Source organism: Limimaricola sp. G21655-S1 (assembly GCF_027213785.1).
Lineage (GTDB): Bacteria > Pseudomonadota > Alphaproteobacteria > Rhodobacterales > Rhodobacteraceae > Limimaricola.
Genome location: NZ_JAPWGO010000003.1, coordinates 161,905 through 188,781, shown reverse-complemented (window position 1 = coordinate 188,781; position 26,877 = coordinate 161,905). Strand labels below are relative to the sequence as shown.

Genomic DNA, 26,877 nt, shown 5'->3' with positions numbered 1-26,877 from the left:
CCTTGCGATGCTCCTGATCACCGGCGGCACCGGCACGCGACCGATCGGCGGAGCCGGAAGTCCGGCCACCCGCTGCGGCTTCGAAATGCTGGATTCCGATATCCTCAGGAAAATGTCTCCGGGCATCGTGCTTTCGGCGCTGAGCGGCCCGGGTTTCGACGCGCTCGAAGTGGCCTGGCGCCTCGTGGAGCTGGGCTATCGCGGCAGCTACCGGATCATCGCCGGCGCCCTGCCCGATCCCGCGATGGTACGAGACGAGATCGCCGCGGCGGTGCCGGAACTCGAGGTGCGGCTGAGCTGCGCGCCGCAGCCCGGCGCTGGACGGATCTAGAGCGCCGCGAGCCCGTCACGGAAGCGCGCGGCGTTGTCGCGGTAGTTCAGCGCCGATTGCCGCAGCTTCTCGATCGCGTCCGCATCGAGCTGCCGGATCACCTTGCCCGGCGCACCCATCACCAGGCTGCCATCGGGGATCTCCTTGCCCTCGGTGATCAGCGCGCCAGCGCCGATCAGGCAGTCGCGGCCGATCTTCGCGCCGTTGAGCACGGTCGCGCCCATGCCGATCAAGGAGTTCTCGCCGATCGTGCAGCCGTGCAGCATCGCCTTGTGGCCCACCGTGACGCCCGCGCCGATCTCGAGCGGAAAGCCCATGTCGGTGTGCAGCACGCAGTTCTCCTGCACGTTGGTGTTCTCGCCCAGTGTGATGCGTTCGTTATCGCCGCGGATCGTGGTGCCGAACCAGACCGAGCTGCCGGGGGCCAGCGTCACCCGGCCGATCACATGCGCGCCGGGGGCGACCCATGCGGTCGCGTCGATTTCGGGGGCCTCGCCGTCGAGCGAATACAGGGTCATGATCTCTCCTCGAACTCGGCCTGCAGCGACCGGACATGGTCGAGCAGCCAGGGCTGCTGGCTGCGGCGCAGGCGCTCCGCCTCGATGATGATCTTGAGCCGCGCCTCGGTCGCGTCAAGGTCGTCATTGACCAGCACGTAGTCGTAGCCGTCCCAATGGCTGATCTCGTCCCAGCTCTTGAGCATGCGCCGCTCGATCACCTCGGCGCTGTCCTGCGCCCGGCCGACGAGGCGGCGGTGCAGTTCGGCGATCGAGGGCGGCAGGATGAAGATCGACAGCACCTGATCGGCCATGCGGCTGTTCGAGATCTGCTGCGCGCCCTGCCAGTCGACGTCGAACAGCACGTCGCGTCCGGCCTCGGTCGCCTCGGCCACCGGGCCGCGCGGGCTGCCATAATAGTTCTCGAAGACGCGTGCGTGCTCGAGCATCTCGCCCTCGGCCACCAGATGCTTGAACCGCTCCTCGGTGACGAAGTGGTAATCGACGCCGTCGGTTTCGCCGGGACGCGGCGCGCGGGTCGTGGCCGAGACCGAAAAGCCCAGCGTCGGGTCCCAGTCGCGCAGCCGCCGCGCCAGCGTCGACTTCCCGGCGCCGGAGGGCGAGGAAAGGATGATGAGTAGGCCGCGCCTTTGCATGGTGTCCGCTGCTCCCGTGATGTGCCGCTCCGGTCCGTCGGGACTAGGCGGATCGCGCCCGCTGGGCAAGAGCGGCCCCGGCACGCGTTAATCAGTTTACCCGATATTAAGCGCCGAACGGACCGCCGCGCCGTAAGATCATGGCGGAAACGAGGCGAAATCGTGGAGGACTCGGATGGAAATGCGTGACGAGACAGTCCCGACCGGCGATGACGCGGCGGCGCGGTTGGCGCAGCTGGAGGGCTACTGGCGCGGCCTCGCGCTTCGCGGCCTGCCGCCATCGCGCGACGAGATCGACCCGGACCGCATCGGCGCGGCGCTTCCCAGTGCCTTCGTGCTCGACCGGATCGCGCCGGGACAGGCCCGGCTGCGGGTGGCTGGACGGGCGCTGTGCGAGGTCGTCGGCACCGAGGCGCGCGGCCTGCCGCTATCGCGCCTGTTCCGACGCGCCGATCACGTGCGGCTCGCGGCGCTGCTGGAGCGGTGCTTCGAGGAACTGCACCCCTGCCGGGTGCCATTGCTGGCCGGAGGCGGGTCCGGCCCGATCGGCGGGCTGACGCTGCTGCCCCTGCGGCACAGGCTCGGCGCCGCGCCACAGATGATCGGGGCGCTGCTGCATGACCTGCCGCCCGGGCGGCCGCGTCGCTTCGGTCTTGCCGGGCCGGCGCGGATCGGGGCGCCGCCACAGCAAACGCGCGATACGCGAGCGCATCTGCGGCTCGTCGTATCGAACGAGACCTGCGGTCCCGACCGCTGAAACACCGGCATTCGGCCAAGAAAAAGGGGAGCCTGAGGCTCCCCTTTTCCGAACTCGGGCAGGTGACGTCAGACCGCGGCGGCGGTCTGCATCCCGGCGCGCCGCGCCGACAGCTCCTCGGCCACGAGGAAGGCCAGTTCCAGCGACTGCGAGGCGTTGAGGCGGGGGTCGCAGGCGGTGTGGTAGCGATCCGAGAGATCCTCGTCGGTGACGGCGCGGACGCCGCCGGTGCACTCGGTCACGTCGGCGCCGGTCATCTCGAAATGCACGCCGCCGGGGATCGTGCCTTCGGCGTTGTGCACGCCGAAGAACTCGCGCACTTCGCGCAGGACGCTCTCGAAGGGCCGGGTCTTGTAGCCCGAGGAGGATTTGATCGTGTTGCCATGCATCGGGTCGCAGGACCAGGTCACCTTGGCGCCCTCTTCCTGCACCGCCTTGATCAGCCGCGGCAGATGCTCGGCCACGTTGCCCGCGCCGAAGCGCGCGATCAGCGTCAGCCGCCCTTCCTCGTTGCGCGGGTTCAGCTTGGCCATCAGCGCCTTGAGGTGACCGGTGGTCATCGAGGGGCCGCATTTCAGGCCGATCGGGTTCTGCACGCCGCTCGCGAACTCGACATGCGCGCCGTCGGGCTGGCGGGTGCGGTCGCCGATCCAGATCATGTGGCCCGACCCCGCGAGCCACTTGCCGGAGGTGGAGTCGACGCGGGTCAGCGCCTCCTCGTATTCCAGCAGCAACGCCTCGTGGCTGGTGAAGAACTCCACCGTCTGCAGCGCATGCGCGGCCTCGTCACGGATACCGGCGGCCTCCATGAAGTCGAGCGCGTCGGTGATGCGGTTGGCCATGTCGCGGTACTTCTCGGCCTCGGGCGCGCCGATGAAACCGAGCGTCCAGGCGTGGACCTTGTGCACGTCGGCATAGCCGCCGGTCGAGAAGGCGCGCAGCAGGTTCAGCGTGCCGGCGGCCTGCGTGTAGGCCTGCAGCATCCGCTCGGGCTCGGGGATCCGGGCCTCGGGGGTGAAATCGAAGCCGTTGATGATGTCGCCGCGGTAGGAGGGCAGCTCGACGCCGTTCACCGTCTCGGTCGGCGCGGAGCGCGGCTTGGCGAACTGGCCGGCCATGCGGCCGACCTTCACCACCTCGACCTTGGCGCCGAAGGTCAGCACCACGGCCATCTGGAGCATCACCTTGAAGGTGTCGCGGATATGGTCGGCGTTGAACGCCGCGAAGCTCTCGGCGCAATCACCGCCCTGCAGCAGGAAAGCTTCGCCGCGCCCGGCGGCAGCCAGCTTGGACTTGAGGCGGCGCGCTTCGCCCGCAAAGACCAGCGGCGGATAGGAGGCAAGACGCGCCTCGACGGCGGAGAGACGCTCCGCGTCGGTATAATCGGGCATCTGCACCCGCGGCTTGGCGCGCCAATCGGCCTTTTTCCACTCGGTCATGGTCTTCGCTCCCATGGAGGCTTCGGGGATCTCGGCGGCCTCTATAGCGCGCATGACGCGCAGGGCCAACGCGAAATGCCGCTTTGCGGCATGTCCTTGGCCCATCCATGACTTGGAACACGCCTCTCACGCGACCGGACCGCGCCTCTTGATGCGGACGAGCAAACCTGTTTCGTTCAAAACGAACGCGGCACGGCGCCGCGGGCTTCGCAGGCGCGCCATGACAGTCGAAATCCAGACAATCCCCCTGCCCTCCGGTGACCAGATCCGGACCCGGCGCTTCGTCTTCGTGCTGCTGCCGAATTTCACCATGCTCTGTTTTGCCTGCGCCGTGGAAGCGCTCAGGATCGCCAACCGCATGGCCGGTCGCGAGATCTACAGCTGGGTTCTGGCCGGCGATGGCGGCGAGACCGCCACCTGCTCCAACGGCACGGTGTTCAAGCTGGACATGGATCTCGACGAGCTGACACGTGACGACATGGTCATGGTCTGCGGCGGCATCGACGTGCAGGCGGCCAGCACCAAGCGGATGTTGAACTGGCTGCGGCGCGAGGCGCGGCGCGGCGCGGTGATGGGCGGGCTGTGCACGGCGGGCTACACGCTGGCCAAGGCCGGGCTGCTCGACGGCAAGCGCGCCACGATCCACTGGGAGAACCAGGACAGCTTTGCCGAGGAGTTCGAGGAGGTGACGCTGACCCGGTCGGTCTTCGTGATCGACGGCAACCGCATCACCACCGCCGGCGGCACCGCCTCGATCGACCTGATGCTCAAGCTGATCGCCGATCATCACGGCGAGGACCTCGCCAACGCGGTGGCCGACCAGCTGATCTATACCGCGATCCGCACCGATCAGGACACGCAGCGCCTCTCGACGCCGACCCGGATCGGCGTGCGCCACCCCAAGCTCGCCCAGGTGATCCAGGCGATGGAGAAGGCGATCGAGGACCCGGTGAGCCCCGCGATCCTCGCCGAGCGGGCGGGCATGTCGACGCGGCAGCTGGAGCGGCTGTTCCGCCGCTACCTGAACCGCAGCCCCAAGCGTTACTATATGGAGTTGCGCCTGAGCCGGGCCCGCAACCTGCTGATGCAGACGGACATGAGCGTGATCAACGTGGCGCTGGCCTGCGGCTTCGCCAGCCCCTCGCATTTCTCGAAATGCTACCGCGCGCATTACCAGACCACGCCCTATCGCGAGCGCGGCAGCCACGGCGCGCGGCCCGCGGCAAGCTGAGTTCCGCCACCGCAAAGCGCAGCACAGGACGCGGTTTCTCGCACAGCGGGAGTCGGGCCGTGGCAAGCATATCGCAGCCCGGAACGGCGCGTCCTTGGCGCTACGGCAAGTTTGCGCAACCACTTTCTTTTCGCATGAGCGGGGTCTAGCCTGCCTTCATAATAATCAATCGTCAGGGAGACGAAGATGAAGAAACTGCTGCTGGCTTCCGCCGCGACCGCGCTCGTCGCGGGCACCGCCATGGCCGAAAGCCACATGGGTCCGGTCAAGATCGGCATCATCCTGGGCTTCACCGGGCCGCTCGAGTCGATCACCCCCGACATGGCGGGCGGCGCCGAGCTCGCGATCAACGAAGTCAATGAATCCGGCGCCTTCATGGATGGCACCCAGATCGAGGCCGTGCGCGCCGACAGCACCTGCATCGACAGCGCCGCCGCCACCGCCGCGGCCGAGCGTCTTGTCACCACCGACGGCGTCGCCGGCATCATGGGCGCGGACTGCTCGGGCGTCACCGGCGCGATCCTGCAGAACGTCGCCCGCGCCAACGGCGTGGTGATGATCTCGCCCTCCGCCACCTCGCCCGCGCTCAGCGAGGCCGAGGATGACGGCATGTTCTTCCGCACCGCGCCCTCCGACGCGCGCCAGGGCGAGATCATGTCCCAGGTGATCATGGATCGCGGCATCTCCGAGGTCGCGCTGACCTACACCAACAACGATTACGGCAAGGGTCTCGCCGACAGCTTCCAGAAGGCCTTCGAAGCCGCTGGCGGCACGGTGACCATCTCGGCCGCGCATGAGGATGGCAAGGCCGACTACTCGGCCGAGGTCGCCTCGCTCGCCTCCGCAGGTGGCGAAGTGCTCGTCGTCGCGGGCTACACCGACCAGGGCGGCAAGGGCATCATCCAGGCCTCGCTCGACAGTGGCGCCTTCGACACCTTCGTGCTGCCCGACGGCATGATCGGTCAGCAGATCGTCGACGATCTCGGCGACGGCCTCACCGGCTCGTTCGGCCAGCTGCCGGGCTCCGACAGCGAAGGCTCGGCCATCTTCCAGGAGATGGCGACCGAGGCGGGCATCAACCCGACCGGCATCTATACCGGCGAAAGCTACGACGCCGCGGCGCTGATGATCCTCGCCATGGCCAAGGCCGGCTCGACCTCGGCCGCCGATTACGCGGGCGAGATCATGGACATCGCCAACGCCCCGGGCGAGCAGATCCTGCCGGGCGAACTGGCCAAGGCGCTGGAGCTGATCGAGGCCGGCGAGGAGATCGACTATGTCGGCGCGACCGCCGTCGAGCTGATCGAACCGGGCGAAAGCGCCGGCACCTTCAAGGAGATCGAGATCCGCGACGGCGCGATCGAGACCGTCGGCTTCCGCTGAGCCCATCGCGCCGCGCGCCTCCAGGCGCGCGGCGCATCCCGTAACAATAACATGGCCCAGACCCCTGAAAACAAGGGAAACCGGGCTGATCGGGGACCAATGATCACCGTCGAGAACCTTCACCGCCACTTTGGCGGTTTTCATGCTGTTGATGGGGCGAGCCTCAAGATCGAGACCGGCTCGATCACCGGGCTCATCGGCCCCAACGGCGCCGGAAAGACCACGCTGTTCAACGTGATAGCGGGCAGACTTCCACCGACATCGGGCCGCGTCACCATGGATGGCGAGGACATCACCGGCCTGCCGCCGCACGCGCTGTTCCACAAGGGGCTGCTGCGCACCTTCCAGATCGCGCACGAGTTCTCCTCGATGACGGTGCGCGAGAACCTGATGATGGTCCCCGAGGGCCAGCATGGCGAGACGCTGTGGAACGCGTGGTTCGGTCGCGGCAAGATCGCCACCCAGGAGCGGGAGCTTGCGAAGAAGGCCGATGAGGTCCTTGAATTCCTGACGATTTCGCATCTTGCGGACGAGCGTGCGGGCAACCTCTCGGGCGGCCAGAAAAAGCTCTTGGAGCTGGGCCGCACGATGATGGTCGACGCCAAGATCGTGTTCCTCGACGAGGTCGGCGCGGGCGTGAACCGGACGCTTCTGAACACCATCGGCGACGCGATCATCCGGCTCAACAAGGAGCGCGGCTATACCTTCTGCGTGATCGAGCACGACATGGATTTCATCGGCCGCCTCTGCGACCCGGTGATCGTCATGGCCGAGGGCAAGGTGCTGGCCCAGGGCTCGGCCGACAGCATCATGAAGAACGAGGCGGTGATCGAGGCCTATCTCGGCACCGGGCTCAAGAACAAGACCGTCGGGGAGACGGCATGAGGGGACGAAATTTGCGTATATACACAATGGTGACGCGCCATGGCTGAGCCGCATCTGATCGGCGAGGCGATGACCGGCGGCTACGGGCGCGGCGCCGACATCCTGCATGGCTGCACGCTCTCGGTCGACAAGGGCCAGATCGCGGTGATCGTCGGCCCCAACGGCGCCGGCAAATCGACCGCGATGAAGGCCGTGTTCGGCATGCTGAACCTGCGTTCGGGCTCCGTGCGCATCGGCGGCGAGGACATCACCCATCTGAGCCCGCAGGACCGCGTCGCCAAGGGCATGGCCTTCGTGCCGCAGACCTCGAACATCTTCCCGTCGATGACGGTCGAGGAGAACCTCGAGATGGGCGCCTTCCTGCGCCGCGATGACATCCGCCCGACCATCGAGCAGGTCTACGACCTGTTCCCGATCCTGCGCGACAAGCGCCGGCAGGCGGCGGGCGAGCTGTCCGGCGGCCAGCGCCAGCAGGTCGCGGTGGGCCGGGCGCTGATGACCCAGCCCTCGGTGCTGATGCTCGACGAGCCGACGGCGGGCGTGTCGCCCATCGTCATGGACGAGCTGTTCGACCGGATCATCGAGGTCGCCCGCGCCGGGATCACCATCCTGATGGTCGAGCAGAACGCCCGTCAGGCGCTCGAGATCGCCGATACCGGCTACGTGCTGGTGCAGGGGTGCAACGCCTATACCGGCACCGGGGCCGAGCTGATGGCCGATGACGAGGTGCGCCGCACCTTCCTGGGGGGCTGAGACATGACCGATATCCTCAACGCCATCGTCGCGCTCTCGAACTTCGTGCTGATCCCCGGCGCCGCCTATGGCGCGCAGCTGGCGCTCGGCGCCCTCGGCGTGACGCTGATCTACGGCATCCTGCGGTTTTCCAACTTCGCCCATGGCGACACCATGGCCTTCGGCACGATGGCGACGATCCTCGTCACCTGGGGTCTGCAATCGATGGGCATCAGCTTCGGCTTCCTGCCGACCGCGCTGATCGCGCTGCCCGTCGGCATCGCCATCACCGGGCTGCTGCTTCTGGGCACCGACCGCGCGGTCTATCGCTTCTATCGCAAGCAGAAGGCCGCGCCGGTGGTGCTGGTGATCGTCTCGATCGGCGTGATGTTCGTGATGAACGGCCTCGTGCGCTTCATCATCGGCGTCGGCGACGTCAACTTCGCCGACGGCGCCCGCTTCGTGATCAACGCGCGTCAGTTCCGGGAGATGACCGGCCTCGACGAGGGCCTCGCGATCCGCTCGACCACGCTGATCACGCTGATCACGGCGGCGATCGCCGTGGCGCTGCTGTTCTGGTTCCTCAACAAGACCCGCACCGGCAAATCGATGCGGGCGTTCTCGGACAACGAGGATCTGGCGCTGCTGTCGGGCATCAACCCCGAGCGCGTCGTCGCCGTCACCTGGCTGATCGTCGCGGCGCTCGCGACCACGGCAGGTGTCCTCTACGGTCTCGACAAGTCGTTCAAGGCCTTCACCTATTTCCAGCTGCTGCTGCCGATCTTCGCCGCCGCCATCGTTGGCGGCCTCGGCAACCCGCTGGGCGCGATCGCGGGAGGCTTCGTGATCGCCTTCTCCGAGGTGCTGGTCACCTACGCCTGGAAGAAGGTGCTGGAATACCTGCTGCCTGAGAACCTCGAGCCTTCCAGCCTCGTGCAGCTTCTCTCCACCGACTACAAATTCGCCGTGAGCTTCGCGATCCTGATCATCGTGCTGCTGTTCAAGCCCACCGGCCTCTTCAAGGGACAGTCCGTATGACCGCGCGTGGCTATCTTCTCTACGCCGGGATGGCGCTGCTGATCGTCCTGACCGGCTTCGTTCAGGGCTGGAACCTGGCGCTGACGATCCTCAACATGGGGCTGATCTCGGCGATCATGTCGCTCGGCGTGAACCTGCAATGGGGCTTTGCCGGGCTGTTCAATGTCGGCGTCATGGGCTTCGTGGCGCTCGGCGGCCTCGCGGCGGTGCTGGTGTCGATGCCGCCCGTGGCCGAGGGCTGGAACGCCGGCGGGCTGCGGCTTCTGGGCGCGCTGGCGCTGGGCGCCGCGATCCTCGTCGCGGCCGTGCAGGTCTGGAAACGCAAGATCGGCGGGCGGATGCGCGCGCTGGTGATGCTGGCGCTGCTGATCGGCGGCTTCTTCCTGTTCCGCGCGTCGCTCGATCCGGCGGTGAACGCGATCGAGGCGATCAACCCCTCGCTCTCGGGCTATCTGGGGGGGCTTGGCCTGCCGATCATCATCGCCTGGCCGGTGGGTGGTCTTCTGGCCGCCGGTGCCGCCTGGATCATCGGCAAGGCGGCCTTGGGCCTGCGTTCGGACTATCTCGCCATCGCGACGCTGGGTATCGCCGAGATCGTGATCGCGGTCCTCAAGAACGAGGACTGGCTGTCGCGCGGCGTCAAGAACGTGGTCGGCCTGCCCCGGCCCGTGCCCTACGAAGTCGATCTGCAGCGCGATCCGGGCTTCGTCGAGGCCGCCGCGGGCTACGGGCTCGACCCGGTCACCGCCTCGACGCTCTGGGTCAAGATCCTCTATTCCGGCCTCTTCGCCGTGGTCCTGATCGCGATCCTGTTCCTCGCTCAGCGGGCGCTGGCTTCGCCTTGGGGCCGGATGATGCGCGCGATCCGCGACAACGAGGTCGCTGCCGCCGCCATGGGCAAGAACGTCACCGCGCGGCATCTGCAGGTCTTCATCCTCGGCTCGGCCGTCTGCGGCATCGCCGGCGCGATGATGACCACGCTGGACGGCCAGCTCACCCCCGGCTCCTACCAGCCGCTGCGCTTCACCTTCCTCGTCTGGGTGATGGTGATCGTCGGCGGTTCGGGCAACAATTACGGGGCGGTGCTGGGCGGCTTCCTGATCTGGTGGCTCTGGGTGATGGTCGAACCGCTCGGCCTCTGGGCGATGGAGCTGATCACCTCGGGCATGTCGCCGGACAGCTGGCTCCGGGCGCATCTCACGGATTCGGCGGCGCAGATGCGGCTGATGACCATGGGGATCATCTTGCTGGCGGTGCTGCGCTTCAGCCCCAAGGGCCTGATGCCGGAGCGCTAAGAGGCGCGGTTCGCAAGAACGAGAAAGGGCGGCGACCGGATATGGTCGCCGCCCTTTTTCATGCGCTGGCCGCCGGGATCAGAGCATCGTCCGCTCGACCACCCAGTATGCGCCGATCAGGGCGATCGCCGCCGAGGCCGGTATGGCGACGACCTGGCGGTACCATTCGCGCTTCCAGGCCAGCCCGACCACGAGGAAGGCGATGGCGATCACGGTGAGCTGTCCCAGCTCGACGCCGATGTTGAAGCCGATCAGCGCCGGGACGAAGGAGCCCGCGGGCAGGCCGAATTCGCCCAGAACGCTCGCGAAGCCAAGACCGTGCAGCAGTCCGAAGCCGAAGACGACGATCGGCCGCCAGAGGCCGAGGCGCGGGAAGAAGATGTTCTCCAACGCCACGAAGGCGATCGAGGCGGCGATCAGCGGCTCGACGATCGCGGCGGGCACCGAGACATAGCCCAGAGCCGCGAGCGCCAGCGTCACCGTATGCGCCAGCGTGAAGGCCGAGACCTGCCACAGCAACGGCTTGAGCCGCGCCGCGAGGAAGAACAGCCCCAGCACGAAGAGGATATGATCGAGCCCCTTGGGCAGGATGTGGTCGAAGCCGACCGGGATGTAACGAAGGAAATACTGCCAGCCGCTGGCCTGATCGCCGCCCGACAGGCGGATCGGATCGGACAGCGCGCCGCCTTCCAGGTAACCGTCATAGGGCGCCTCGACCCCCTGCTGGCGCAGCACCAGCGTGCCATAAGCCGCATCCCATCCAATCTGGACCGTCTGCGCTTCCGCCGCCAGCGGCGCGGAAAAGCGCAGCAGCGCCGGGCGCGGCAGCGACACGTCGCCAGGCGCGGGCACCTCGACCGCCTCCAACTCGGGCGCGACGCGGGCCCCGTCGACAAGGATCTCGATCCCTGCGGCCATCTCGGGCCAGAAGGCGCGGAACCGCGCCTCCATCTCCTCGGGATCGAGCGCGCGCAACGCGTCATAGCTTTCGGCCTCGACCTCGGGGGCGGCGTCGGTGTCGGCCACTTCGCCGAGGTGGATCCCGGCGACGAACCCCTCGAGCGGCGTCTCGACCACGAAGTCGAGCCGATCGCCGCGCCGCTCCATGTCGGCGATGGCGGGCAGCACCTCATGCGCCGTCGCCAAGGCCGCCCAGAACATCGCGATGCTTGACAAGACGAGGCCAAGGATCACCCTGCCCTCGAATACCGGGAGCCGTCGAATGCGCGTCATAACTGCCTGCCTTTTCTTGCTGTCCACGCCTGTCGCGGCGCATGAATTCTGGATCGAACCGCTCGAATGGCAGATCGCGGCGGACGATATGGTCAGGGCCGAGCTTGTCAACGGCGACCTCTTCGAGGGCATTCGTTACGCCTACCTGCCGCAGCGCTTCGAAAGCTTCGAGCTGCACATGAACGGCGAGACGCGCCCGGTCGAGGGGCGGCTCGGTGCCCGCCCCGCGCTCGACATGTCCGCCCCCGAGGAAGGGCTGCTGGTCGCATCCTACGTCTCCAAGCCGAGCATCGTGACATATGACGATCGGGCGGTGTTCGAGCGCTTCGTCGCGCACAAGGATCTCGGGTCGGTCGCGGACGATCACGCCGCACGGGGCCTGCCAGAGATTGGCTTCAAGGAGGTCTTCACGCGCTACTCCAAGGCCCTGTTCGGCGTCGGCGCGGCGGCAGGTGCGGATAGCCGTCTCGGCCTCGCGACCGAGCTGGTGGCGCTGGACAACCCCTATACCGACGACCCCTCGCAGGGGCTGCGGGTCCAGCTCTTCTATGATGACGCGCCCCGCGCCGATGCGCAGGTCGAACTCTTCGCCCGCGATGCCGATGGCGAGGTCGAGCTGACGCTGCACCGCACCGATGCGGAGGGCGTGGTACGGCTTCCGGTCGTGCCGGGGCACGACTACCTCGTCAACGCGGTGGTGCTGCGCGAACCCGACAACGCCATGGCGGTCACCACGGGTGCCGTCTGGGAAAGCCTCTGGGCGGCGCTGACCTTCGCCATCCCCGATTGACCGGGGCGCGGGGCTGCGGCAGACCGGAGCCCATGAACAAGACACCTGACATCCTGTGCATCGGCTCCGTGCTATGGGACGTGATCGGCCGCACCGCGAGCCACATGCGCGTGGGCTCCGACGTCCCCGGCCGCATCCACCGGCTCCCCGGCGGCGTCGCCATGAACATCGCGATGACGCTGGTGCGCTTCGGGCTGCGCCCGTCGCTTCTGAGCGCGCTGGGCCGCGATGCCGAGGGCGACGAGCTGGCCGCCGAGGCGGCGCGCATGGGCATGAAGGTGGATCACCTCTACCGCTCCGACGACCTGCCCACCGACATCTACATGGCGATCGAGGGCGCCAACGGCCTGATCGCCGCCATCGCCGACGCGCATTCGCTCGAACAGGCGGGTGACAAGATCCTGCGCCCGCTGGCGGACGGGCGACTGGGCTCGACCGAGGCGCCATGGACCGGTCTGGTGGCGCTCGATGGCAACCTGACCACCGACCTGCTGGCGCAGATCGCCCGGTCGCCGCTCTTCGCCCGCGCCGATCTGCGCGTGGCCCCGGCCAGCCCCGGCAAGGCCGAGCGGCTGCTGGCGCTGATGGGTCACCCGACGGCGACGCTCTACGTCAATCTCGAGGAGGCCGGGCTCCTGTGCCACGAGCCATTCGAGACCTCCGAGGCCGCGGCCCGCGCGCTGGTCGCGCGTGGCGCGCATCGCGCCCTCGTCACCGATGGCGGGCGCGCCGCGACCGTGGCCACGGCCGAAGCCATCTTCACCCAAGCCCCGCCCGAGGTGCTCGTCACCCGCGTCACCGGCGCGGGCGATACCTTCATGGCGGCGCATATCGCGTCCGAGGCCGAGGGCATGGCCCCCGAGGCGGCGCTCGCGCGTGCGCTGACCGCCGCCGCCACCTACGTATCCGGAGACAACCCGTTGTGATCGATATCCAATATTCGCCCGAGGTTGCCGATGCGCGCGCCGAGGACCGCCCGCTCGTCGCGCTCGAAAGCACGATCATCACCCATGGCATGCCGTTTCCGCAAAACGTCGAAACGGCGCGCCGGGTCGAGGCCGAGATCCGGGCCCATGGTGCCGTACCCGCCACCATCGCGGTGCTGGGTGGTCGCCTGCATGTCGGCCTGACCGACGAGCAGCTCGACCGGCTGGGACAGGCGCGGGACGTGGCCAAGCTGTCGCGCGCCGATTTCGCGGCCTGCCTCGCGCGCGGCGGCGACGGCGCGACCACGGTGGCCGCGACGATGATCGCGGCGCGGCTCGCAGGCATCGAGGTCTTCGCGACGGGTGGCATCGGCGGCGTGCATCGCGGCGCCGAGGACAGCTTCGACATCTCGGCCGATCTGCACGAGCTGGCCAAAACCCCGGTGACAGTGGTGGCGGCGGGCGCCAAGGCGATCCTCGACCTGCCCAAGACCTTCGAGGTGCTGGAAACGCTCGGCGTGCCGGTGATCGCCTATGGGCAGGACGTGCTGCCGGCCTTCTGGTCCGCGACCTCCGAGATGCCGGCCCCGCTCAGGATGGACAGCGCCGCCGAGATTGCCGACGCCGCCCGGATGCGCGCCGCGATGGGGCTAGAGGGCGGCCAGCTGGTCGCCAACCCGATCCCGTCGGAGGCAGAAATTCCGGCCGAAGAACTGCGTCCGGTGATCGAGCAGGCCCTGTCGGAGGCCGAGGCGCAAGGCATCGCCGCCAAGGCGGTGACGCCGTTCCTGCTGGGCCGGATCTTCGAGTTGACCGACGGCCGTTCGCTCGAGGCGAACATCGCGCTGGTGCTCAACAATGCGCGGCTTGGCACGGCGATCGCCGTGGCGCTGGGCAAGCGACGGGGTTGAGCCCCGGCCCGCGCGTGCCCCATTGCCGGGACCCGCGCGGGAGCCTAGATAGGCAGCAGCCCCGCGCTATTAGGACGAGCCCCCCGTGACACGCCCGCCGATCCTGCCGCCCAATCCGAACGAACCGCCGCGGCGCCGTCGCCTGATCGGCATCCTGCGCAACAACTTCATCGCCGGCGTCGTCGTCATCGCGCCGATCGGCCTGACCGTCTGGCTGATCTGGGCCGTGGTCGGCTGGATCGACGGCTGGGTGCTGCCCTTCGTGCCCGACCGCTTCAACCCCGAGCAGTATATCGGCATCAACCTGCGCGGCGTCGGCGTCATCTTCTTCATCCTCTTCACCTTTCTGGTCGGCGCGCTGGCCAAGGGCTTCGTCGGGCGCAGCCTGATCCGCATGGGCGAAAGCCTGGTCGGTCGGATGCCAGTGGTGCGCTCGGTCTATTCGGGGCTCAAGCAGATCGCCGAGACGGTGTTCGCCCAGACCGAGACCAGCTTCGACCAGGCCTGCCTGATCGAGTATCCGCGCAAGGGGCTCTGGGCGCTGGCCTTCATCTCGACCACCGCCAAGGGCGAGGTGGCGCGCAAGCTGCCCACCGATGGCGACATCGTCACGGTGTTCCTGCCGACCACGCCGAACCCGACCTCGGGCTTCCTGCTGTTCCTGCCGCGCGCCGACGTGATCGTGCTCGACATGACGGTCGAGGACGCGGCCAAGCTGGTGATCTCGGCGGGCCTCGTCACGCCGACCGATCGCGGCCACCCCAAGGATCTTGGGGAACAGCCGACGCTCCTGACCGGCACGGGCCGCTGAGGCGCGCCGCCCTCAGCTGAACATCGCCCGCAGATCGACCGTCTCACGCTTGCCGATATCCGCCTTGTGTGCGGCGAGGAACCTATCCATCGCCGCCTCGCCCGCGGCGCGCAGCCGGGCAAGGATCACCGGTGCCGGGATCGTCTTGGTCGCGGTGTTGAGATCGTTCATCAGCGCATCGTCACCGACCATGTGCACCAGCACCCGCTTCATGCTGCCCTCCGGCAGCCGGTCGGTCGCGATCAGGCGACGCACGAAATCGATGGCGCGCAGTTCGCGCAGAAGCGACGAGTTGAAGCTGATCTCATTGATCCGGTTCTGGATCGCGAGGCTGTCATCCGGCAGGTCCTCGCGGTAGAGCGGATTGATGTTCACGATCAGAAGATCGTCCGGCAAGCCCTTATCGAACAACGGAAAAAGCGCGGGGTTACCGGTGTATCCACCATCCCAATATGCCTCGCGCCGGCCGGTGACCGGATCGTCCATCTCGACCGCGCGGAACAGCGTCGGCAGGCAGGCCGAGGCCAGCACGGCCTTTGCCGACAACTCCGGCCCCGAGAACACGCGGATCTTGCCCGAACGAACATTGGTGGCGCCGACGAAGATCCGCGGCCCGGCGGCGTCGCGCACATGCTCGAAATGGATCTCCTCGAGGATGCGCTCCAGCGGATTGCGCAGCATCGGCCCGTAGGCATAGGGCGAGAGCAGCTTCGTCGCGGCCTCCATGGCGCGGAAGGCCGGCGACCATTCGATCGCGCGGGCCAGCGCCGGGGCCGTCGGCGCCAGCGCCGAGATCCAGTCGGACCAACGCGCATCCGTGACGGCCCCGACGCGACCCCAGAACCAGGCGAGGTTCTCCCGCGCGCCCTCGCGACCGCCCCGCACCAGGCCGGCCTTGAGCGCCACCGCGTTCATCGCCCCGGCGGAGGTGCCCGAGATCCCGGCGATCTCGACATCCTCCTCGCAGAGCAGCCGGTCCAGCGCACCCCAGGTGAAGGCGCCATGCGCGCCTCCGCCCTGCAGCGCGAGGCTGATCCGGATCACAGCGCGGTCCAGCCACCATCGACGCTGATGGTGGTGCCGGTGATCTGCGCCGCGGCGTCCGAACACAGGAACACCGCCGTCCCGCCGAGTTGCTCGGTCGTGGCGAACTCCTTGGAGGGCTGGCGTTCCAGCATGACCTTCTCGATCACCTCCTCGCGGTCCATGCCGTATTTCTGCATGGTGTCGGGGATCTGCGCCTCGACCAGCGGCGTCAGCACGTAGCCCGGGCAGATCGCGTTGGCAGTGATCGGTTCGCGCGCGGTCTCGAGCGCGGTGACCTTTGTGAAGCCGACGATGCCGTGCTTGGCGGCGACGTAAGCGCCCTTGTAGGGCGATGCGGTGAGTCCATGGGCGCTGGCGATGTTGATCACCCGGCCCCATCCCGCCTCGCGCATCATCGGCAATGCGGCGGCGGTGGTATGGAATGCCGAGGTAAGGTTGATCGCGATGATCGCCTCCCACTTGGCAGCGGGGAACTCGTCGATCGGCGCGACGTGTTGGATACCGGCGTTGTTGACGAGGATATCGCAGCGCCCGGCGGTCTCGATCAGCCCCCGCGCGGCGTCGCCATCCGAGAGGTCGGCGGCGATGTAGCGGGCACCCACGCCGTGAGCATCGGCGATTTCTTGCGCGAGCGCATGGTCCTCATCGCGGTCGGTGAAGGAGTTGAGAACCACGTCGGCGCCGGCGCGTGCTAGCTCCCGGGCGATTCCCAGCCCGATTCCCGAATTCGATCCCGTGACGATCGCGGTCTTGCCCTTGAGCTGCATGATGCTTGTCCTCGCTTCTGGCGTCTGGCCCGGATTGTGCAGCGATGCCTCGGAAAAGCGAGGGGTAATCGATGATAAAGCCTTGATAAAAACGATCTTGCAAGGTACCGCCCGTTGCGCACTCATCCCCGCATACGCCCGATGCTAGGGCAAAAAAAACGCCCGCACGAGGCGGGCGCTGAGTTATGAGGCAGGTTTCATACAGGCAAGAAACCTATCGAGCAGTGACTCTCTTATAAGCCTTTCCCCGCGCTCCTCCAAGCTAAAAGTTTGATAAAGATCAGGGGGGGCTATACGGTCTTCTTCAACTATAAGTCTGGTCAGAAAACCGAACCGACAGGGGGCTTCCGTCGAGATGACTTCATCTATTTTTAACAGCTTGCGTAACGGCACGCTTGCATTGCTGCTCGGCACCGGGGCGAGCCTCGCCGAGCCCGCGCATGGCATTGCAATGTATGGCGAACCTGCCCTGCCCGCGGACTTCACATCCCTGCCCTATGCCAACCCCGACGCCCCCACGGGCGGCCGGATGGCGACCGCCGAGGTCGGCGGATTCGACAGCCTGAATCCCTACATCCTGAAGGGCTCGGTGCCGTGGCAGCTGAGCTACCTGATCGGCGAAAGCCTGATGGGACGCACGCTCGACGAGCCCTTCACGCTTTACGGCTTGCTCGCCGAATCGGTAGAGACCGCCGAGGACCGTTCCTGGGTCGAATTCACCCTGCATCCCGAGGCGAAGTTCTCCGATGGCAGCCCGGTCACGGTCGAGGACGTGATCTGGTCCTTCGAGACGCTCGGCACCGAAGGCCACCCGCGTTACATCGGCTTTTGGGAAAAGGTCGAAAGCATCGAGGAGACCGGCGAGCGCAAGGTACGCCTGACCTTCAACACGCCGGACCGCGAACTGGCGCTGCTGGCCGGCCTGCGGCCGATCCTCAAGAAGGCGCAATGGGAGGGCGAGGCCTTTGCCGAGAGCGGCCTCGATGTCGTCCCGATCACCTCGGCGCCTTACGTGATCGAGGATTTCGAGGCGGGCCGCTACATCTCGCTCAAGCGTGACGAGGACTACTGGGGGGCAGACATCCCGTTCCGGCGCGGTACCAACGTGCTCGACGAGATCCGGCTCGAATTCTTCGGCGACGAAACCGCCGCCTTCGAGGCCTTCAAGACCGGCGAGACGAATTTCACCCGCGAGTTCAACGTCGCCCGCTGGGAAAGCCAGTACGACTTCCCGCGCGCCCGTGACGGCGAGGTGGTGCTCGAGGAGCTGCCGCATGGCCGCCCCACCGGCATGACCGGCTTCGTGATGAACACCCGTCGTCCGGTCTTCGAGGATTGGCGCGTGCGCCAGGCGATGATCGAGGCGTTCAACTTCGAATTCATCAACGACGCGATGACCGGCGGCGCGCAGCCGCGCATCACCTCGTATTTCTCGAACTCGCCGCTGGGCATGGAGGAAGGACCCGCCGAGGGCCGCGTCAGGGAATTCCTGATGCGCTGGGAAGAGAATCTTCTGCCCGGCGCGCTCGAAGGTTACGCGCTGCCGGTGGGCGACGGCACCGAGCGCAACCGCGCCGGCACCGCCTCGGCGCTGTCGCTGCTGTCGAGCGCGGGCTGGGTGATCGACAACGGCGTGCTGACCAACGAGGCCACTGGCGAGGCCTTCGCCTTCGAGATCCTGCTCGAACAGGGCAGCTCGGAGAACGCGGCGATCATCGACATGTATGTGCAGGCGCTCGATCGGATCGGCATCACCCCGACCATCTCCACCGTCGACAGCGCCCAGTTCAAGGAACGCACCGACGCCTATGATTTCGACATGACCTATTTCCGGCGCGGGCTGTCGCTCAGCCCCGGCAACGAGCAATACGCCTATTGGGGCTCGGAGGCCGCCGACACGCCGGGCGGGCGCAACGCCATGGGCGTGAAGAGCCCGGCCGTCGACGGTCTGATCGACCTGCTGCTCACCTCCGAGAGCCAGGACGATTTCATCGCCGCCGCCAAGGCGCTGGACCGGGTGCTGACCACCGGTCGCTACGCGATCCCGATCTACCAGTGGAACATCAGCCGCATCGCCTATGACGCCGACCTGCACCACCCCGAGACCATCCCGGTCTTCGGCGACTGGCCGGGCTGGCAGCCCGACGTCTGGTGGTACGAGGAAGTGGCCGAGGGCGAAACGCGGGCCGACGCCGAAGCAGGAGACGCGCAGGCCGAGCCGGGCGAAACCTCCGAGGAGACCGCCCAGTGAGGCGCGCCCTACTGCTTCTTGCGGCGCTGGGCCTGATCGCAGCCTGCACGCCGGTGCGGGTCGTCGGCGACGCCGCCGTCGGCACCGCGCAGCTCGGCCTCGGCGTGGTCGACATGGCGCTCTGAGCAGGCCTTGGCCGTGACGGGCCCGAGGGGGCGGACCGGAACCCGGTCCGCCCCCTTTCCGTTGCCGCTTCAAGACATCGGGCAGCATGAGGAGACCCGCGATGAAATGGAGCCATGTGGCCAAGCACTGGCACGCTTTCGTGCCCAACATCCTGACCCAGTGGCCGGATCTCGACAGCGACGAGGTCGAGGCCACCGAGGGTGAGCTGGGCCCGTTCCTCGACCATCTTTGCGAGGTCACCGGGATGAGCCGCGAGGATGCGCGCGACGAGGTGTCGGAATGGCTCGAAGGGACCGATCCCGCCGATGCGATGATGGACGAGACCCGCGACAACGAGCGCATCATCGCATCGGCGCGCTCGATGCACCCCTCGGAGGACGTCTACAGCGACGACGCGGCCTTCGGCGACGACGACAGCAAGGACGGGCGCGACGACTGAGCGCGGCTTCCACAGCTTTTGGAGGCCGCCGTTCGGCGGTTCACTCTAGCGACGTGACCCACAGGATGGTCGCGTCCTCGGGGCTGGTCGAGATCACGTTGTGGCCCATGGCGGCGTCGTAATAGGCGCTGTCGCCGCGCTTCATCTCGACCGGCTCGTAGAACTCGGTCAACAGGCGGATCGTCCCGGTGAGCACGTAGAGGAACTCCTCGCCGTCATGACGTACCCAGCCATCGAACTCCTCGAAGGCTCGCGCCCGGATTCGGGCACGGTAGGGCAGCATCTTCTTCGATCTCAGCCCTTCGGCCAAGAGCTCGTGCTCGTATGTGGTGGTGATCTGCCCGGTACCCTCGCCCGAACGCGTGGTGACCATCCGGCCCATCACCTGATCGCGGCGCGGCGGCGTGAACAGCTGCGGCACCGAGATGCCCATGCCCTGCGCCAGCTTCTTGAGCGCGTCATAGGTGGGCGACATCTGCCCGTTCTCGATCTTCGACAGCGTCGACCGCGCCAGCCCGGCACGGCCCGCCGCCTGCTCCAGCGTCCAGCCCTGTGCGCGGCGCAATTCGCGCACGCGCGCCCCCAGATCGAGCGGCGGCGCGGTCTCGGTGGCGCCGTTCTCGCGGGCGATGCGGATCAAGGAGCCGGGGCGGGTTTTCGACGAGGCGGTCATGCCGCTGGACATATACGCGCGCGGCGCGGCCTTGCAACAGCGCGCCCGGGGGGCTAGCTGCGGGGCTGCACAAGGAAGGGGCGCGGCCAATGGTGAAACTCGACATCCTCTCGGACCCGATCTGCCCGTGGTGCTGGATCGGCAAGGCCGGCCTCGACGCGGCGCTGGCGGAGATTCCCGACCATCCCTTCACCATCGAGTGGCACCCGTTCCAGCTCAACCCCGACATGCCGGCCGAGGGCATGGACCGGCGCGCCTATCTCGAAGCCAAGTTCGGCGGCCGCGAAGGTGCGGCGCGGGCCTATGCCCCGATCGTCGAGCGCGCCGAAGAGGCGGGGCTCGCGCTCAATCTCGACCAGATCAAGACCACGCCCAACACGCTCGACGCGCACCGGCTGATCCACTGGGCCGGGATCGAGGGACGGCAGACCGCCGCCGTCAGCGCCCTGTTCAAGGCCTATTTCACCGATGGCCGCGACATCGGCGACCATGACGTGCTGGCCGACATCGCGGACGGGATCGAGATGGACGCCGCGGTGGTGCGCCGCCTTCTGGGCAGCGACGCCGATCTCGAGGACATCCGCCGGCGCGACGCGCATAGCCGCGAGATGGGCGTGACCGGCGTGCCGACCTTCATCGTGGCGCAGCGCCACGCCGTGCCCGGCGCCCAGACCAAGGAGATGTGGGTCAAGGTGATCGGCGAGATCCGCGAGCAGATCGCGGAGGGCTGAGCCTCACTCGCCGATGGCGAGGCGGAACAGCACGATCTCGTTCCCATGCGCAATTTCGCGACGCCCCTGCGGCGCCGCGTCGCGCCCCAGCCGCTGTGCCAAGGCCGTCGCCTCGTCCGCTTCCGAGATCCACAGGCGCGCGCCGTCGCGCTCATCGGCATCGGCCGCGAGCCGAACCTCGCGGCCGGGCAACATCATCGAAAGATTGCCGGCGGCCCACATGCTGTCGGTGACGATCGGCAGGTCCGGATGGGCCGCCTCGATCTCCTCGGCCCAGATGGGGAAATCGGCGCCCCGATAGCCCGGATCGACCCAGCCGGAGACCGGAAGCAGAGCGAAGGCAAGCGCCCATAGCCCGCCCAGCCCGATGCCAAACCGCCGTTGGCCCGAGGCGCCGAGCAGGTCGATCGCCCAAAGCGCCGCCACGGGCCCCGCGAAGAGCGCAACCGGCAGCAGCCAGCGATCCTTGACCTCCGTGGCCCCGCCCGCGACCAGCCCCACCGCGAGCAGCGCCGCGCCGGTCAGCATCACCGCGATCATCAGCCGCGCCTGCTCGTCCGGTCGCCAGCGCGGTCGCGCGCGCGTGGCAATCCCGATGCCGATCACCACGAGGATCACGAGGCCGCAAAAGGCCAGCCATGCCGCCGCGAGACTGCCCAGACCCTCTAACGCGCGCAGCAGCGGTGCCGTCGCCTCGATCCCGAGCTTGTGGAGCGAACCGCTGGCGGTGGCGAGGTTGCCCGCCACCCACCATAGCGGCGCTGCCACGACGGCGGACGCCGCCGCTATCGCGATGAGCGCGCCAACGGGTGAGATCCGCGCCCGCCATTCGGCCCGTATCAGCGCCGCCACCGCGATCGCCGCCGGCAGCAGCGCCACGTTCCACTTGGAGATCACGCCAAGCCCGGCGGCGATGCCGAAGGCCAGCCAGACGCCTGGACCCGCGCGACCCGGACCGCGCAGCGCCCGGTCGGCCAGCGCGAGGATCACAAGCGACAGCGAGATCGCCAGCACCGAATGGGTCAGCGCGCGCTGCGCCTCCCACAGCACCTGCGGCAGCAGGCCAAGCGCCATCACGGCGAGCCCGGCCTCGAAGGGCGGGCGCAGACGCCGCAGCATGGCGTAAAGGGCCAGCCCGCCCACGGCCAGAAGCGCGTTCTTCAAAAGGGCAAGTGCGAGGATGCCTTCGCCCACCACTTGGAACACCGCCCATTGCAGCCAGAAATAGAGTGGCGGCTGCGCATTGTAGCCAAGCGCCAGATGGCGCGCGTGATAGAAGGCTTCGGCTTCGTCGAGTTCGAGCGAGGGCCCTTGCGCAAATCGCCATGCGACCTGCGCGGCGGCCCAGAGCAGGATCGCCGCGATCCAGTGGCGATCAGCCTTCATGCCCCGGCTCGCCGGCGCGACGCTCGGTCCAGATGAAGTAGATGTTGCGCGCATAGACCACGAGGCCGAAGGCCTGGCCTAGGATGAAGACCGGGTCCTGCCGATAGATCGCATAGGCCAGCAGCATCGCGCCGCCCGCCGCCGAGAAGTACCAGAAGGCCTCCGGCACGATCGACTTGCGCACGCGTTCGCTGGCGATCCACTGCACGAGGAACCGGGCCGAGAACATCGCCTGCGCCATGAAGCCGATGGTGAGCCAGACGATCTCGGCCCAGCCGTTCTGGGCGAACCAATTGGAGAGCATGGTCACGATACCTCCTGCGCGCCCACGGGACGCGCCCGCATCACCAGCCAGCGTACGCCCATCAGGTCGGGTACGCCCTGAAGGCCGCGCCGCCAATTGGTATATTTCGACGCGCCGTGCTGCCGGGGCCGATCACCGATCGGCACATAGGCGGTGACGGCGCCATAGGCGCGGAACAGCGCCGGAAGATAGCGATGCTGGCCGTGAAAGAACGGCAATGCAAGATGCCGGTCGCGTTCGAACACCTTGAGCCCGCAGCCCGTATCGGGGCAATCGTCGTGCAGGATACGGCGGCGCAGCGCGTTGGCCAGCCGCGACGCGGTGCGCTTGGACCAGGTGTCGCGCCGCTTGGCGCGGACACCGCCCACCAGTTGCGGCCCGGCCGGGTCATAGGCCGCGACCAGCGCCGGAATGTCGCCCGGCGGGTTCTGCCCATCGCCGTCCAGCGTCGCGATCAGCGGATAGCGCGCGGCCGCGACGCCGCTGCGCACGCTGGCGCTCTGCCCGGCATTGACCGCGTGTCGCAGCACCCGAAGCCGCGGCTCGCGCGCGCTCAGCGCCCGCAGACGCGCCACGCCGTCATCGGTGGAGCAATCGTCCACGACGATCACCTCGCCCAGCAGGTCCTCAGGCAGAAGATCGAGCGCCTCCTGCACCAGAACCTCGATGTTTCCAGCCTCATTGAATGCCGGAATAACCAAGCTTATCATACGCTTGATTGACGTATCTAAAGTCACTTCGGCCATCAGACAGCGGCCTTTGCCTTCTTCTTCGCCTTGACCTTCTCGGCGAGGTCGCGGGCGATGCCGAAGGCGCCGCGGATCTTGTCCGCCTCCTTGGTCCAGTCGCGCATGACGACGATCTTGTTGTCTTTCACCTTGGCCTGGCCCTTCTGGTCCTGGATGAACTCGACCAGCCCCTCGGGCGAGACGAACTTGTCATTGTGGAAACGGATGGTCGCGCCCTTGGGCCCGCCATCGAGCTGGCTGATCCCGGCCTTCAGGCACATCGCCTTGATCCGTACCACCAGCAACAGCGTGTTGACCTCCTTGGGGAGCGGCCCGAAGCGGTCGATCAACTCGGCGGCGAAACCCTCGAGTTCGACCTTGGTGGTGAGCTCCGACAGGCGCCGATAGAGGCCGAGCCGCACGTCGAGATCGGGGACGTATTCCTCGGGGATCAGTACCGGAACGCCGAGATTGATCTGCGGCGCCCACTGGCCCTCTTCCTCGGCCAGTCCTTCGGCCTCGCCGGAGCGGATCTTCGCGATCTGCTCCTCGAGCATCTGCTGGTACAGCTCGAAACCGACCTCGCGCATCTGCCCCGACTGCTCCTCGCCGAGCAAATTGCCGGCGCCCCGGATGTCGAGATCCTGGCTCGCCAGCGTGAAGCCGGCGCCGAGGCTGTCTATGCTGCCCAGCACCCGCAGCCGTTTTTCGGCGCCGGGTGTCAGCGGCGCGCGCGGCTTGGTGGTGAGATAGGCATAGGCGCGGGTCTTGGAGCGGCCGACGCGGCCGCGGATCTGGTAGAGCTGCGCCAGGCCGAACATGTCGGCCCGGTGCACGATCATGGTGTTGGCGGTCGGGATATCGAGACCGCTCTCGACGATGGTAGTCGCCAGCAGCACGTCGTAGCGCCCGTCATAGAAGGCGTTCATCCGGTCATCGAGTTCGCCCGCCGCCATCTGGCCATGCGCCACGACATAGGAGACCTCGGGCACCTCGGTCTTGAGGAACTCCTCGATCTCCGGCAGGTCGCTGACGCGCGGCACCACGAAGAAGCTCTGCCCGCCCCGGAAGCGCTCGCGCAGGAGCGCTTCGCGCACGGTGACGGTGTCGAACTCGCTGACATAGGTGCGGATCGCGAGACGGTCGACGGGGGGCGTGCCGATGATCGACAGGTCGCGCACCCCGGTGAGCGACATCTGCAGCGTGCGCGGGATCGGCGTCGCGGTGAGCGTCAGCACATGCACATCGGTGCGCAGCGATTTCAGCCGTTCCTTGTGGTTCACGCCGAAATGCTGCTCCTCGTCGATGATCAGCAGCCCCAGATCGCGGAACTTCACGCTTTTCGACAGGAGCGCATGGGTGCCGACGACGATGTCGACCTTGCCATCGGTCAGGCCCGCGCGGGTCTCGGAGGCCTCCTTGGCGGAGACGAAGCGCGACAGCGGCCGCACGTTGATCGGAAAGCCGCGGAAACGCTCGGCAAAGTTCTTGTAGTGCTGGCGCGCCAGCAGCGTGGTCGGGGCGATGACGGCCACCTGCACGCCAGACATCGCGGCCACGAAAGCGGCGCGGATCGCCACCTCGGTCTTGCCGAAACCGACATCCCCGCAGATCAGCCGGTCCATCGGATGCCCGGATTCGAGGTCGTTGAGCACGTCCTCGATCGCCTGAAGCTGGTCCTCGGTCTCGTCATAGGGGAAGCGCGCGAGGAACTGCTCCCAAATGCTGTCCTGCGGTTCGAGCCGTGGTGCAGTGCGAAGCGCGCGCTCGGCAGCGATACGGATCAGCCGGTCGGCGGCCTGCCGGATACGCTCCTTCAGCTTGGCCTTCTTGGCCTGCCAAGCGCCACCGCCCAGCTTGTCGAGCAGCCCCTCTTCATGGCCGAAGCGGCTCAGGAGTTCCACGTTCTCGACCGGCAGATAGAGCTTCGCGTTCTCGGCGTATTCGATCAACAGACATTCATGCGCGGCACCGGCCGCCGTCACCACCTCGAGCCCGTGATAGCGACCGACGCCGTGATCGACATGAACGACGAGATCGCCGGCGCTCAGCGACTGCGCCTCGGTGAGGAAGTTGTCGGCCCGGCGTTTCTTGCGGGCGCGGCGGATCAACCGTTCTCCCAGCACGTCCTGCTCGGAGATGACCGTGACGTCTTCGGTCTGGAAACCGTGTTCCAGCGGCCAGACCGCGAGATGCAGCCCGCGCTTGCCAACGCCGTTCCAGTCGCGCACATGGATCGTCTCGACCAGCCCCTCATCCTCGATCAACCCCGACAGGCGCTCGCGGGCGCCCTCGGAATAGGAGGCGATGACCACCGGGCCGGCTTTCATGCGATCCTTCACATGGGTGGCCAGCGCGGCAAAGAGACTGATGCTCTCCTGCTGCCGTTCCGGAGAAAAGTTGCGACCGATGCGTCCGCCCGCGTCGATCACCCCGGGGCCCGTGGCCTGCGGCAGCGGTGCAAAGCGCAGCACTCGGCGGCCTTCGGTGGCTTTGATCCAGGCATCGTCGTCGAGATAGAGGAGCTGCGGCGGGCTCGGCTTGTAGACCGAATCCATCCGCCCCTTCTGCGCCAACGCGTGGCGGCGGGTCTCGTAGGCATCGGACACCAGCGTCCAGCGCGCGTCGCGCTGCGGCGCGATCTGGTCGTCCAGCGTCACCGGCGCTCCGGGGAGGTAATCGAACAGCGTTTCCAGATCGTCCTGGAAGAAGCCGAGCCAATGCTCCATTCCGGCCTGCTTGCGCCCGGCCGAGACCGCCTCGTAGAGCGGGTCGTCGGTACCGGCGGCGCCGAATTCGATGCGGTAGGATTGCCGGAACCGGGTGATCGCGTCCTCGTCGAGGATCACCTCAGAGACCGGGGCCAGCTCGACCCGGTCGAGCTTTTCGGTGGTGCGCTGGGTGGCTGGGTCGAAGCGGCGCGCGCCGTCGAGCACGTCGCCGAACATGTCGAGCCGCACCGGGCCGCCCTGACCGGGGGCAAAGATGTCGATGATGCCGCCCCGGATCGCGTAATCGCCCGGCTCGGTAACGGTCGGGCTCTGGGTGAAGCCCATGCGCACGAGAAAGGCGCGCAGCGCCGCTTCGTCGATCCGGTCGCCCACATGGGCGGTGAAGGCCGCGTCCTTCAGCGTGGCGCGCGCCGGCACCCGCTGGGTCGCGGCGTTGAGCGTGGTGAGCAGCACGAAGCGCTTCGGCCCGCCATGCAGAAGCCCCGCCAGCACCGCCATGCGCGCGGCCGAGATCTCGGCGGCGGGCGAGACCCGGTCATAGGGCAGGCAATCCCAGGCCGGGAAGGTGATCACTGGCATGTCGGGGGCGTAGAATTCGAGCGCGGCGCGCATCGCCGCCATGCGCTTGTCGTCGCGCGCGACATGGATGACCGGGCCACCGGCCTTCTCGGCCTCCTTGAGGACCAGTGTCGCGTCGTAGCCTTCGGGCGCGCCCGAGACCGTGATCCTGCTGCCGTTCGTCTTTGCCATTGCGCTCACCTACCTTTCGGGCGGGCAC

27 protein-coding genes are annotated in these 26,877 nt (G+C 67.5%); 16 read left to right on the top strand and 11 right to left on the bottom strand.

Annotation, left to right across the window (positions count from 1 at the left end):
- The first annotated feature begins 7 nt into the window (after positions 1-7).
- Positions 8-331: a hypothetical protein gene (locus O4G76_RS05255; protein WP_269396327.1), complete on the top strand. Its 324-nt coding sequence runs from the start codon at positions 8-10 to the stop codon at positions 329-331.
- Here O4G76_RS05255 and O4G76_RS05250 read toward each other — a convergent pair.
- Both O4G76_RS05250 and gmk read right to left on the bottom strand, forming a co-directional pair.
- The gene (locus O4G76_RS05250) at positions 328-849 is read right to left on the bottom strand and encodes a gamma carbonic anhydrase family protein (protein WP_085896601.1); all 522 of its coding nucleotides are present in this window, start codon (positions 847-849) and stop codon (positions 328-330) included. The genes O4G76_RS05255 and O4G76_RS05250 overlap by 4 nt on opposite strands.
- Positions 846-1,484, bottom strand: coding sequence for a guanylate kinase (gmk, locus tag O4G76_RS05245; RefSeq protein ID WP_269396326.1), 639 nt, complete (start codon positions 1,482-1,484; stop codon positions 846-848). Before gmk ends, O4G76_RS05250 begins: the two co-directional genes overlap by 4 nt.
- A 181-nt stretch (positions 1,485-1,665) precedes the next feature.
- On the opposite strand from gmk, the gene O4G76_RS05240 reads away from it, so the two are divergent.
- Positions 1,666-2,241 carry a PAS domain-containing protein gene (locus O4G76_RS05240; RefSeq protein WP_269396325.1) on the top strand — a complete coding sequence of 192 codons (576 nt, stop codon included), beginning with the start codon at positions 1,666-1,668 and terminating at the stop codon, positions 2,239-2,241.
- A 68-nt stretch (positions 2,242-2,309) separates the two neighbouring features.
- Here O4G76_RS05240 and O4G76_RS05235 read toward each other — a convergent pair whose 3' ends face one another.
- A complete protein-coding gene (locus O4G76_RS05235) occupies positions 2,310-3,680 on the bottom strand; it encodes a class II 3-deoxy-7-phosphoheptulonate synthase (protein ID WP_269396324.1) in 1,371 nt (456 codons plus the stop codon).
- Positions 3,681-3,900: 220 nt separating this feature from the next.
- Between O4G76_RS05235 and O4G76_RS05230 the strand changes: the two genes are divergently transcribed.
- The 6 genes from O4G76_RS05230 to O4G76_RS05205 all read left to right on the top strand — a co-directional run bounded on the left by O4G76_RS05230 (position 3,901) and on the right by O4G76_RS05205 (position 10,244).
- Positions 3,901-4,911, top strand: a complete 1,011-nt coding sequence (locus tag O4G76_RS05230; RefSeq protein ID WP_269396323.1) for a GlxA family transcriptional regulator — start codon at positions 3,901-3,903, stop codon at positions 4,909-4,911.
- 186 nt (positions 4,912-5,097) lie between these two features.
- Positions 5,098-6,294 carry an ABC transporter substrate-binding protein gene (locus O4G76_RS05225; RefSeq protein WP_269396322.1) on the top strand — a complete coding sequence of 399 codons (1,197 nt, stop codon included), beginning with the start codon at positions 5,098-5,100 and terminating at the stop codon, positions 6,292-6,294.
- Positions 6,295-6,393: 99 nt separating this feature from the next.
- Positions 6,394-7,179, top strand: coding sequence for an ABC transporter ATP-binding protein (locus tag O4G76_RS05220; protein WP_269396321.1), 786 nt, complete (start codon positions 6,394-6,396; stop codon positions 7,177-7,179).
- Between the two features lie 39 nt (positions 7,180-7,218).
- Positions 7,219-7,932 carry an ABC transporter ATP-binding protein gene (locus O4G76_RS05215; protein WP_269396320.1) on the top strand — a complete coding sequence of 238 codons (714 nt, stop codon included), beginning with the start codon at positions 7,219-7,221 and terminating at the stop codon, positions 7,930-7,932.
- Between the two features lie 3 nt (positions 7,933-7,935).
- On the top strand, positions 7,936-8,949 hold the full coding sequence (locus O4G76_RS05210) for a branched-chain amino acid ABC transporter permease (protein WP_269396319.1): 1,014 nt from the start codon (positions 7,936-7,938) through the stop codon (positions 8,947-8,949).
- Positions 8,946-10,244, top strand: coding sequence for a branched-chain amino acid ABC transporter permease (locus O4G76_RS05205; RefSeq protein ID WP_269396318.1), 1,299 nt, complete (start codon positions 8,946-8,948; stop codon positions 10,242-10,244). The genes O4G76_RS05210 and O4G76_RS05205 overlap by 4 nt, the downstream gene beginning before the upstream one ends.
- A gap of 78 nt (positions 10,245-10,322) precedes the next feature.
- Here O4G76_RS05205 and O4G76_RS05200 read toward each other — a convergent pair whose 3' ends face one another.
- Positions 10,323-11,477, bottom strand: a complete 1,155-nt coding sequence (locus O4G76_RS05200) for a HupE/UreJ family protein (protein WP_269396317.1) — start codon at positions 11,475-11,477, stop codon at positions 10,323-10,325.
- Positions 11,478-11,493: 16 nt separating this feature from the next.
- On the opposite strand from O4G76_RS05200, the gene O4G76_RS05195 reads away from it, so the two are divergent.
- The 4 genes from O4G76_RS05195 (at position 11,494) to O4G76_RS05180 (ending at position 14,915) form a co-directional block, all read left to right on the top strand.
- Complete coding sequence (locus O4G76_RS05195) at positions 11,494-12,267, top strand: DUF4198 domain-containing protein (RefSeq protein ID WP_306467199.1); 774 nt, start codon at positions 11,494-11,496, stop codon at positions 12,265-12,267.
- A 32-nt stretch (positions 12,268-12,299) separates the two neighbouring features.
- The gene (locus O4G76_RS05190; protein ID WP_269396315.1) at positions 12,300-13,193 is read left to right on the top strand and encodes a PfkB family carbohydrate kinase; all 894 of its coding nucleotides are present in this window, start codon (positions 12,300-12,302) and stop codon (positions 13,191-13,193) included.
- Positions 13,190-14,104, top strand: a complete 915-nt coding sequence (locus tag O4G76_RS05185) for a pseudouridine-5'-phosphate glycosidase (RefSeq protein WP_269396314.1) — start codon at positions 13,190-13,192, stop codon at positions 14,102-14,104. The genes O4G76_RS05190 and O4G76_RS05185 overlap by 4 nt, the downstream gene beginning before the upstream one ends.
- An 85-nt stretch (positions 14,105-14,189) precedes the next feature.
- Positions 14,190-14,915, top strand: coding sequence for a DUF502 domain-containing protein (locus O4G76_RS05180; RefSeq protein ID WP_269396313.1), 726 nt, complete (start codon positions 14,190-14,192; stop codon positions 14,913-14,915).
- Positions 14,916-14,927: 12 nt separating this feature from the next.
- Here the strand turns inward: O4G76_RS05180 and O4G76_RS05175 are convergent, their stop codons facing one another.
- On the bottom strand, positions 14,928-15,959 hold the full coding sequence (locus O4G76_RS05175) for a patatin-like phospholipase family protein (protein ID WP_269396312.1): 1,032 nt from the start codon (positions 15,957-15,959) through the stop codon (positions 14,928-14,930).
- Complete coding sequence (locus tag O4G76_RS05170) at positions 15,956-16,729, bottom strand: 3-hydroxybutyrate dehydrogenase (protein WP_269396311.1); 774 nt, start codon at positions 16,727-16,729, stop codon at positions 15,956-15,958. Before O4G76_RS05170 ends, O4G76_RS05175 begins: the two co-directional genes overlap by 4 nt.
- 451 nt (positions 16,730-17,180) lie before the next feature.
- On the opposite strand from O4G76_RS05170, the gene O4G76_RS05165 reads away from it, so the two are divergent.
- The 3 genes from O4G76_RS05165 (at position 17,181) to O4G76_RS05155 (ending at position 19,545) form a co-directional block, all read left to right on the top strand.
- Positions 17,181-18,980: an extracellular solute-binding protein gene (locus tag O4G76_RS05165; protein ID WP_269396386.1), complete on the top strand. Its 1,800-nt coding sequence runs from the start codon at positions 17,181-17,183 to the stop codon at positions 18,978-18,980.
- Positions 18,977-19,105, top strand: a complete 129-nt coding sequence (locus O4G76_RS05160) for a hypothetical protein (RefSeq protein ID WP_269396310.1) — start codon at positions 18,977-18,979, stop codon at positions 19,103-19,105. Before O4G76_RS05165 ends, O4G76_RS05160 begins: the two co-directional genes overlap by 4 nt.
- A gap of 101 nt (positions 19,106-19,206) precedes the next feature.
- Positions 19,207-19,545, top strand: a complete 339-nt coding sequence (locus tag O4G76_RS05155; protein ID WP_269396309.1) for a hypothetical protein — start codon at positions 19,207-19,209, stop codon at positions 19,543-19,545.
- A 40-nt stretch (positions 19,546-19,585) separates the two neighbouring features.
- On the opposite strand, the gene O4G76_RS05150 is transcribed toward O4G76_RS05155, so the two are convergent.
- Positions 19,586-20,218 (bottom strand): helix-turn-helix domain-containing protein, encoded by a 633-nt coding sequence (locus tag O4G76_RS05150; protein WP_269396308.1) that lies wholly within the window; start codon positions 20,216-20,218, stop codon positions 19,586-19,588.
- Positions 20,219-20,307: 89 nt separating this feature from the next.
- On the opposite strand from O4G76_RS05150, the gene O4G76_RS05145 reads away from it, so the two are divergent.
- Entirely contained in the window at positions 20,308-20,949 is a 642-nt protein-coding gene (locus O4G76_RS05145) for a DsbA family protein (protein ID WP_269396307.1), read from the top strand.
- Positions 20,950-20,952: 3 nt separating this feature from the next.
- Here the strand turns inward: O4G76_RS05145 and O4G76_RS05140 are convergent, their stop codons facing one another.
- From O4G76_RS05140 to mfd, 4 genes are read right to left on the bottom strand one after another with little or no spacing between them, the layout of a single operon-like run.
- The gene (locus O4G76_RS05140; protein WP_269396306.1) at positions 20,953-22,335 is read right to left on the bottom strand and encodes a glycosyltransferase family 39 protein; all 1,383 of its coding nucleotides are present in this window, start codon (positions 22,333-22,335) and stop codon (positions 20,953-20,955) included.
- On the bottom strand, positions 22,325-22,639 hold the full coding sequence (locus tag O4G76_RS05135; protein WP_085896622.1) for a lipid-A-disaccharide synthase N-terminal domain-containing protein: 315 nt from the start codon (positions 22,637-22,639) through the stop codon (positions 22,325-22,327). Before O4G76_RS05135 ends, O4G76_RS05140 begins: the two co-directional genes overlap by 11 nt.
- 2 nt (positions 22,640-22,641) lie before the next feature.
- A complete protein-coding gene (locus tag O4G76_RS05130) occupies positions 22,642-23,349 on the bottom strand; it encodes a glycosyltransferase family 2 protein (RefSeq protein ID WP_269396305.1) in 708 nt (235 codons plus the stop codon).
- Between the two features lie 35 nt (positions 23,350-23,384).
- Entirely contained in the window at positions 23,385-26,849 is a 3,465-nt protein-coding gene (gene mfd / locus O4G76_RS05125; RefSeq protein ID WP_269396304.1) for a transcription-repair coupling factor, read from the bottom strand.
- Positions 26,850-26,877 lie beyond the last annotated feature (28 nt).

Coding starts and splice junctions, on each gene's coding strand:
- O4G76_RS05255 (WP_269396327.1), top strand. CDS start 8: ATGCTCCTGATCACCGGCGGCACCGGCACGCGACCGATCGGCGGAGCC.
- O4G76_RS05250 (WP_085896601.1), bottom strand. CDS start 849: ATGACCCTGTATTCGCTCGACGGCGAGGCCCCCGAAATCGACGCGACC.
- gmk (WP_269396326.1), bottom strand. CDS start 1,484: ATGCAAAGGCGCGGCCTACTCATCATCCTTTCCTCGCCCTCCGGCGCC.
- O4G76_RS05240 (WP_269396325.1), top strand. CDS start 1,666: ATGCGTGACGAGACAGTCCCGACCGGCGATGACGCGGCGGCGCGGTTG.
- O4G76_RS05235 (WP_269396324.1), bottom strand. CDS start 3,680: ATGACCGAGTGGAAAAAGGCCGATTGGCGCGCCAAGCCGCGGGTGCAG.
- O4G76_RS05230 (WP_269396323.1), top strand. CDS start 3,901: ATGACAGTCGAAATCCAGACAATCCCCCTGCCCTCCGGTGACCAGATC.
- O4G76_RS05225 (WP_269396322.1), top strand. CDS start 5,098: ATGAAGAAACTGCTGCTGGCTTCCGCCGCGACCGCGCTCGTCGCGGGC.
- O4G76_RS05220 (WP_269396321.1), top strand. CDS start 6,394: ATGATCACCGTCGAGAACCTTCACCGCCACTTTGGCGGTTTTCATGCT.
- O4G76_RS05215 (WP_269396320.1), top strand. CDS start 7,219: ATGGCTGAGCCGCATCTGATCGGCGAGGCGATGACCGGCGGCTACGGG.
- O4G76_RS05210 (WP_269396319.1), top strand. CDS start 7,936: ATGACCGATATCCTCAACGCCATCGTCGCGCTCTCGAACTTCGTGCTG.
- O4G76_RS05205 (WP_269396318.1), top strand. CDS start 8,946: ATGACCGCGCGTGGCTATCTTCTCTACGCCGGGATGGCGCTGCTGATC.
- O4G76_RS05200 (WP_269396317.1), bottom strand. CDS start 11,477: ATGACGCGCATTCGACGGCTCCCGGTATTCGAGGGCAGGGTGATCCTT.
- O4G76_RS05190 (WP_269396315.1), top strand. CDS start 12,300: ATGAACAAGACACCTGACATCCTGTGCATCGGCTCCGTGCTATGGGAC.
- O4G76_RS05170 (WP_269396311.1), bottom strand. CDS start 16,729: ATGCAGCTCAAGGGCAAGACCGCGATCGTCACGGGATCGAATTCGGGA.
- O4G76_RS05165 (WP_269396386.1), top strand. CDS start 17,181: ATGTATGGCGAACCTGCCCTGCCCGCGGACTTCACATCCCTGCCCTAT.
- O4G76_RS05155 (WP_269396309.1), top strand. CDS start 19,207: ATGAAATGGAGCCATGTGGCCAAGCACTGGCACGCTTTCGTGCCCAAC.
- O4G76_RS05150 (WP_269396308.1), bottom strand. CDS start 20,218: ATGACCGCCTCGTCGAAAACCCGCCCCGGCTCCTTGATCCGCATCGCC.
- O4G76_RS05145 (WP_269396307.1), top strand. CDS start 20,308: ATGGTGAAACTCGACATCCTCTCGGACCCGATCTGCCCGTGGTGCTGG.
- O4G76_RS05140 (WP_269396306.1), bottom strand. CDS start 22,335: ATGAAGGCTGATCGCCACTGGATCGCGGCGATCCTGCTCTGGGCCGCC.
- O4G76_RS05135 (WP_085896622.1), bottom strand. CDS start 22,639: ATGCTCTCCAATTGGTTCGCCCAGAACGGCTGGGCCGAGATCGTCTGG.
- O4G76_RS05130 (WP_269396305.1), bottom strand. CDS start 23,349: ATGATAAGCTTGGTTATTCCGGCATTCAATGAGGCTGGAAACATCGAG.
- mfd (WP_269396304.1), bottom strand. CDS start 26,849: ATGGCAAAGACGAACGGCAGCAGGATCACGGTCTCGGGCGCGCCCGAA.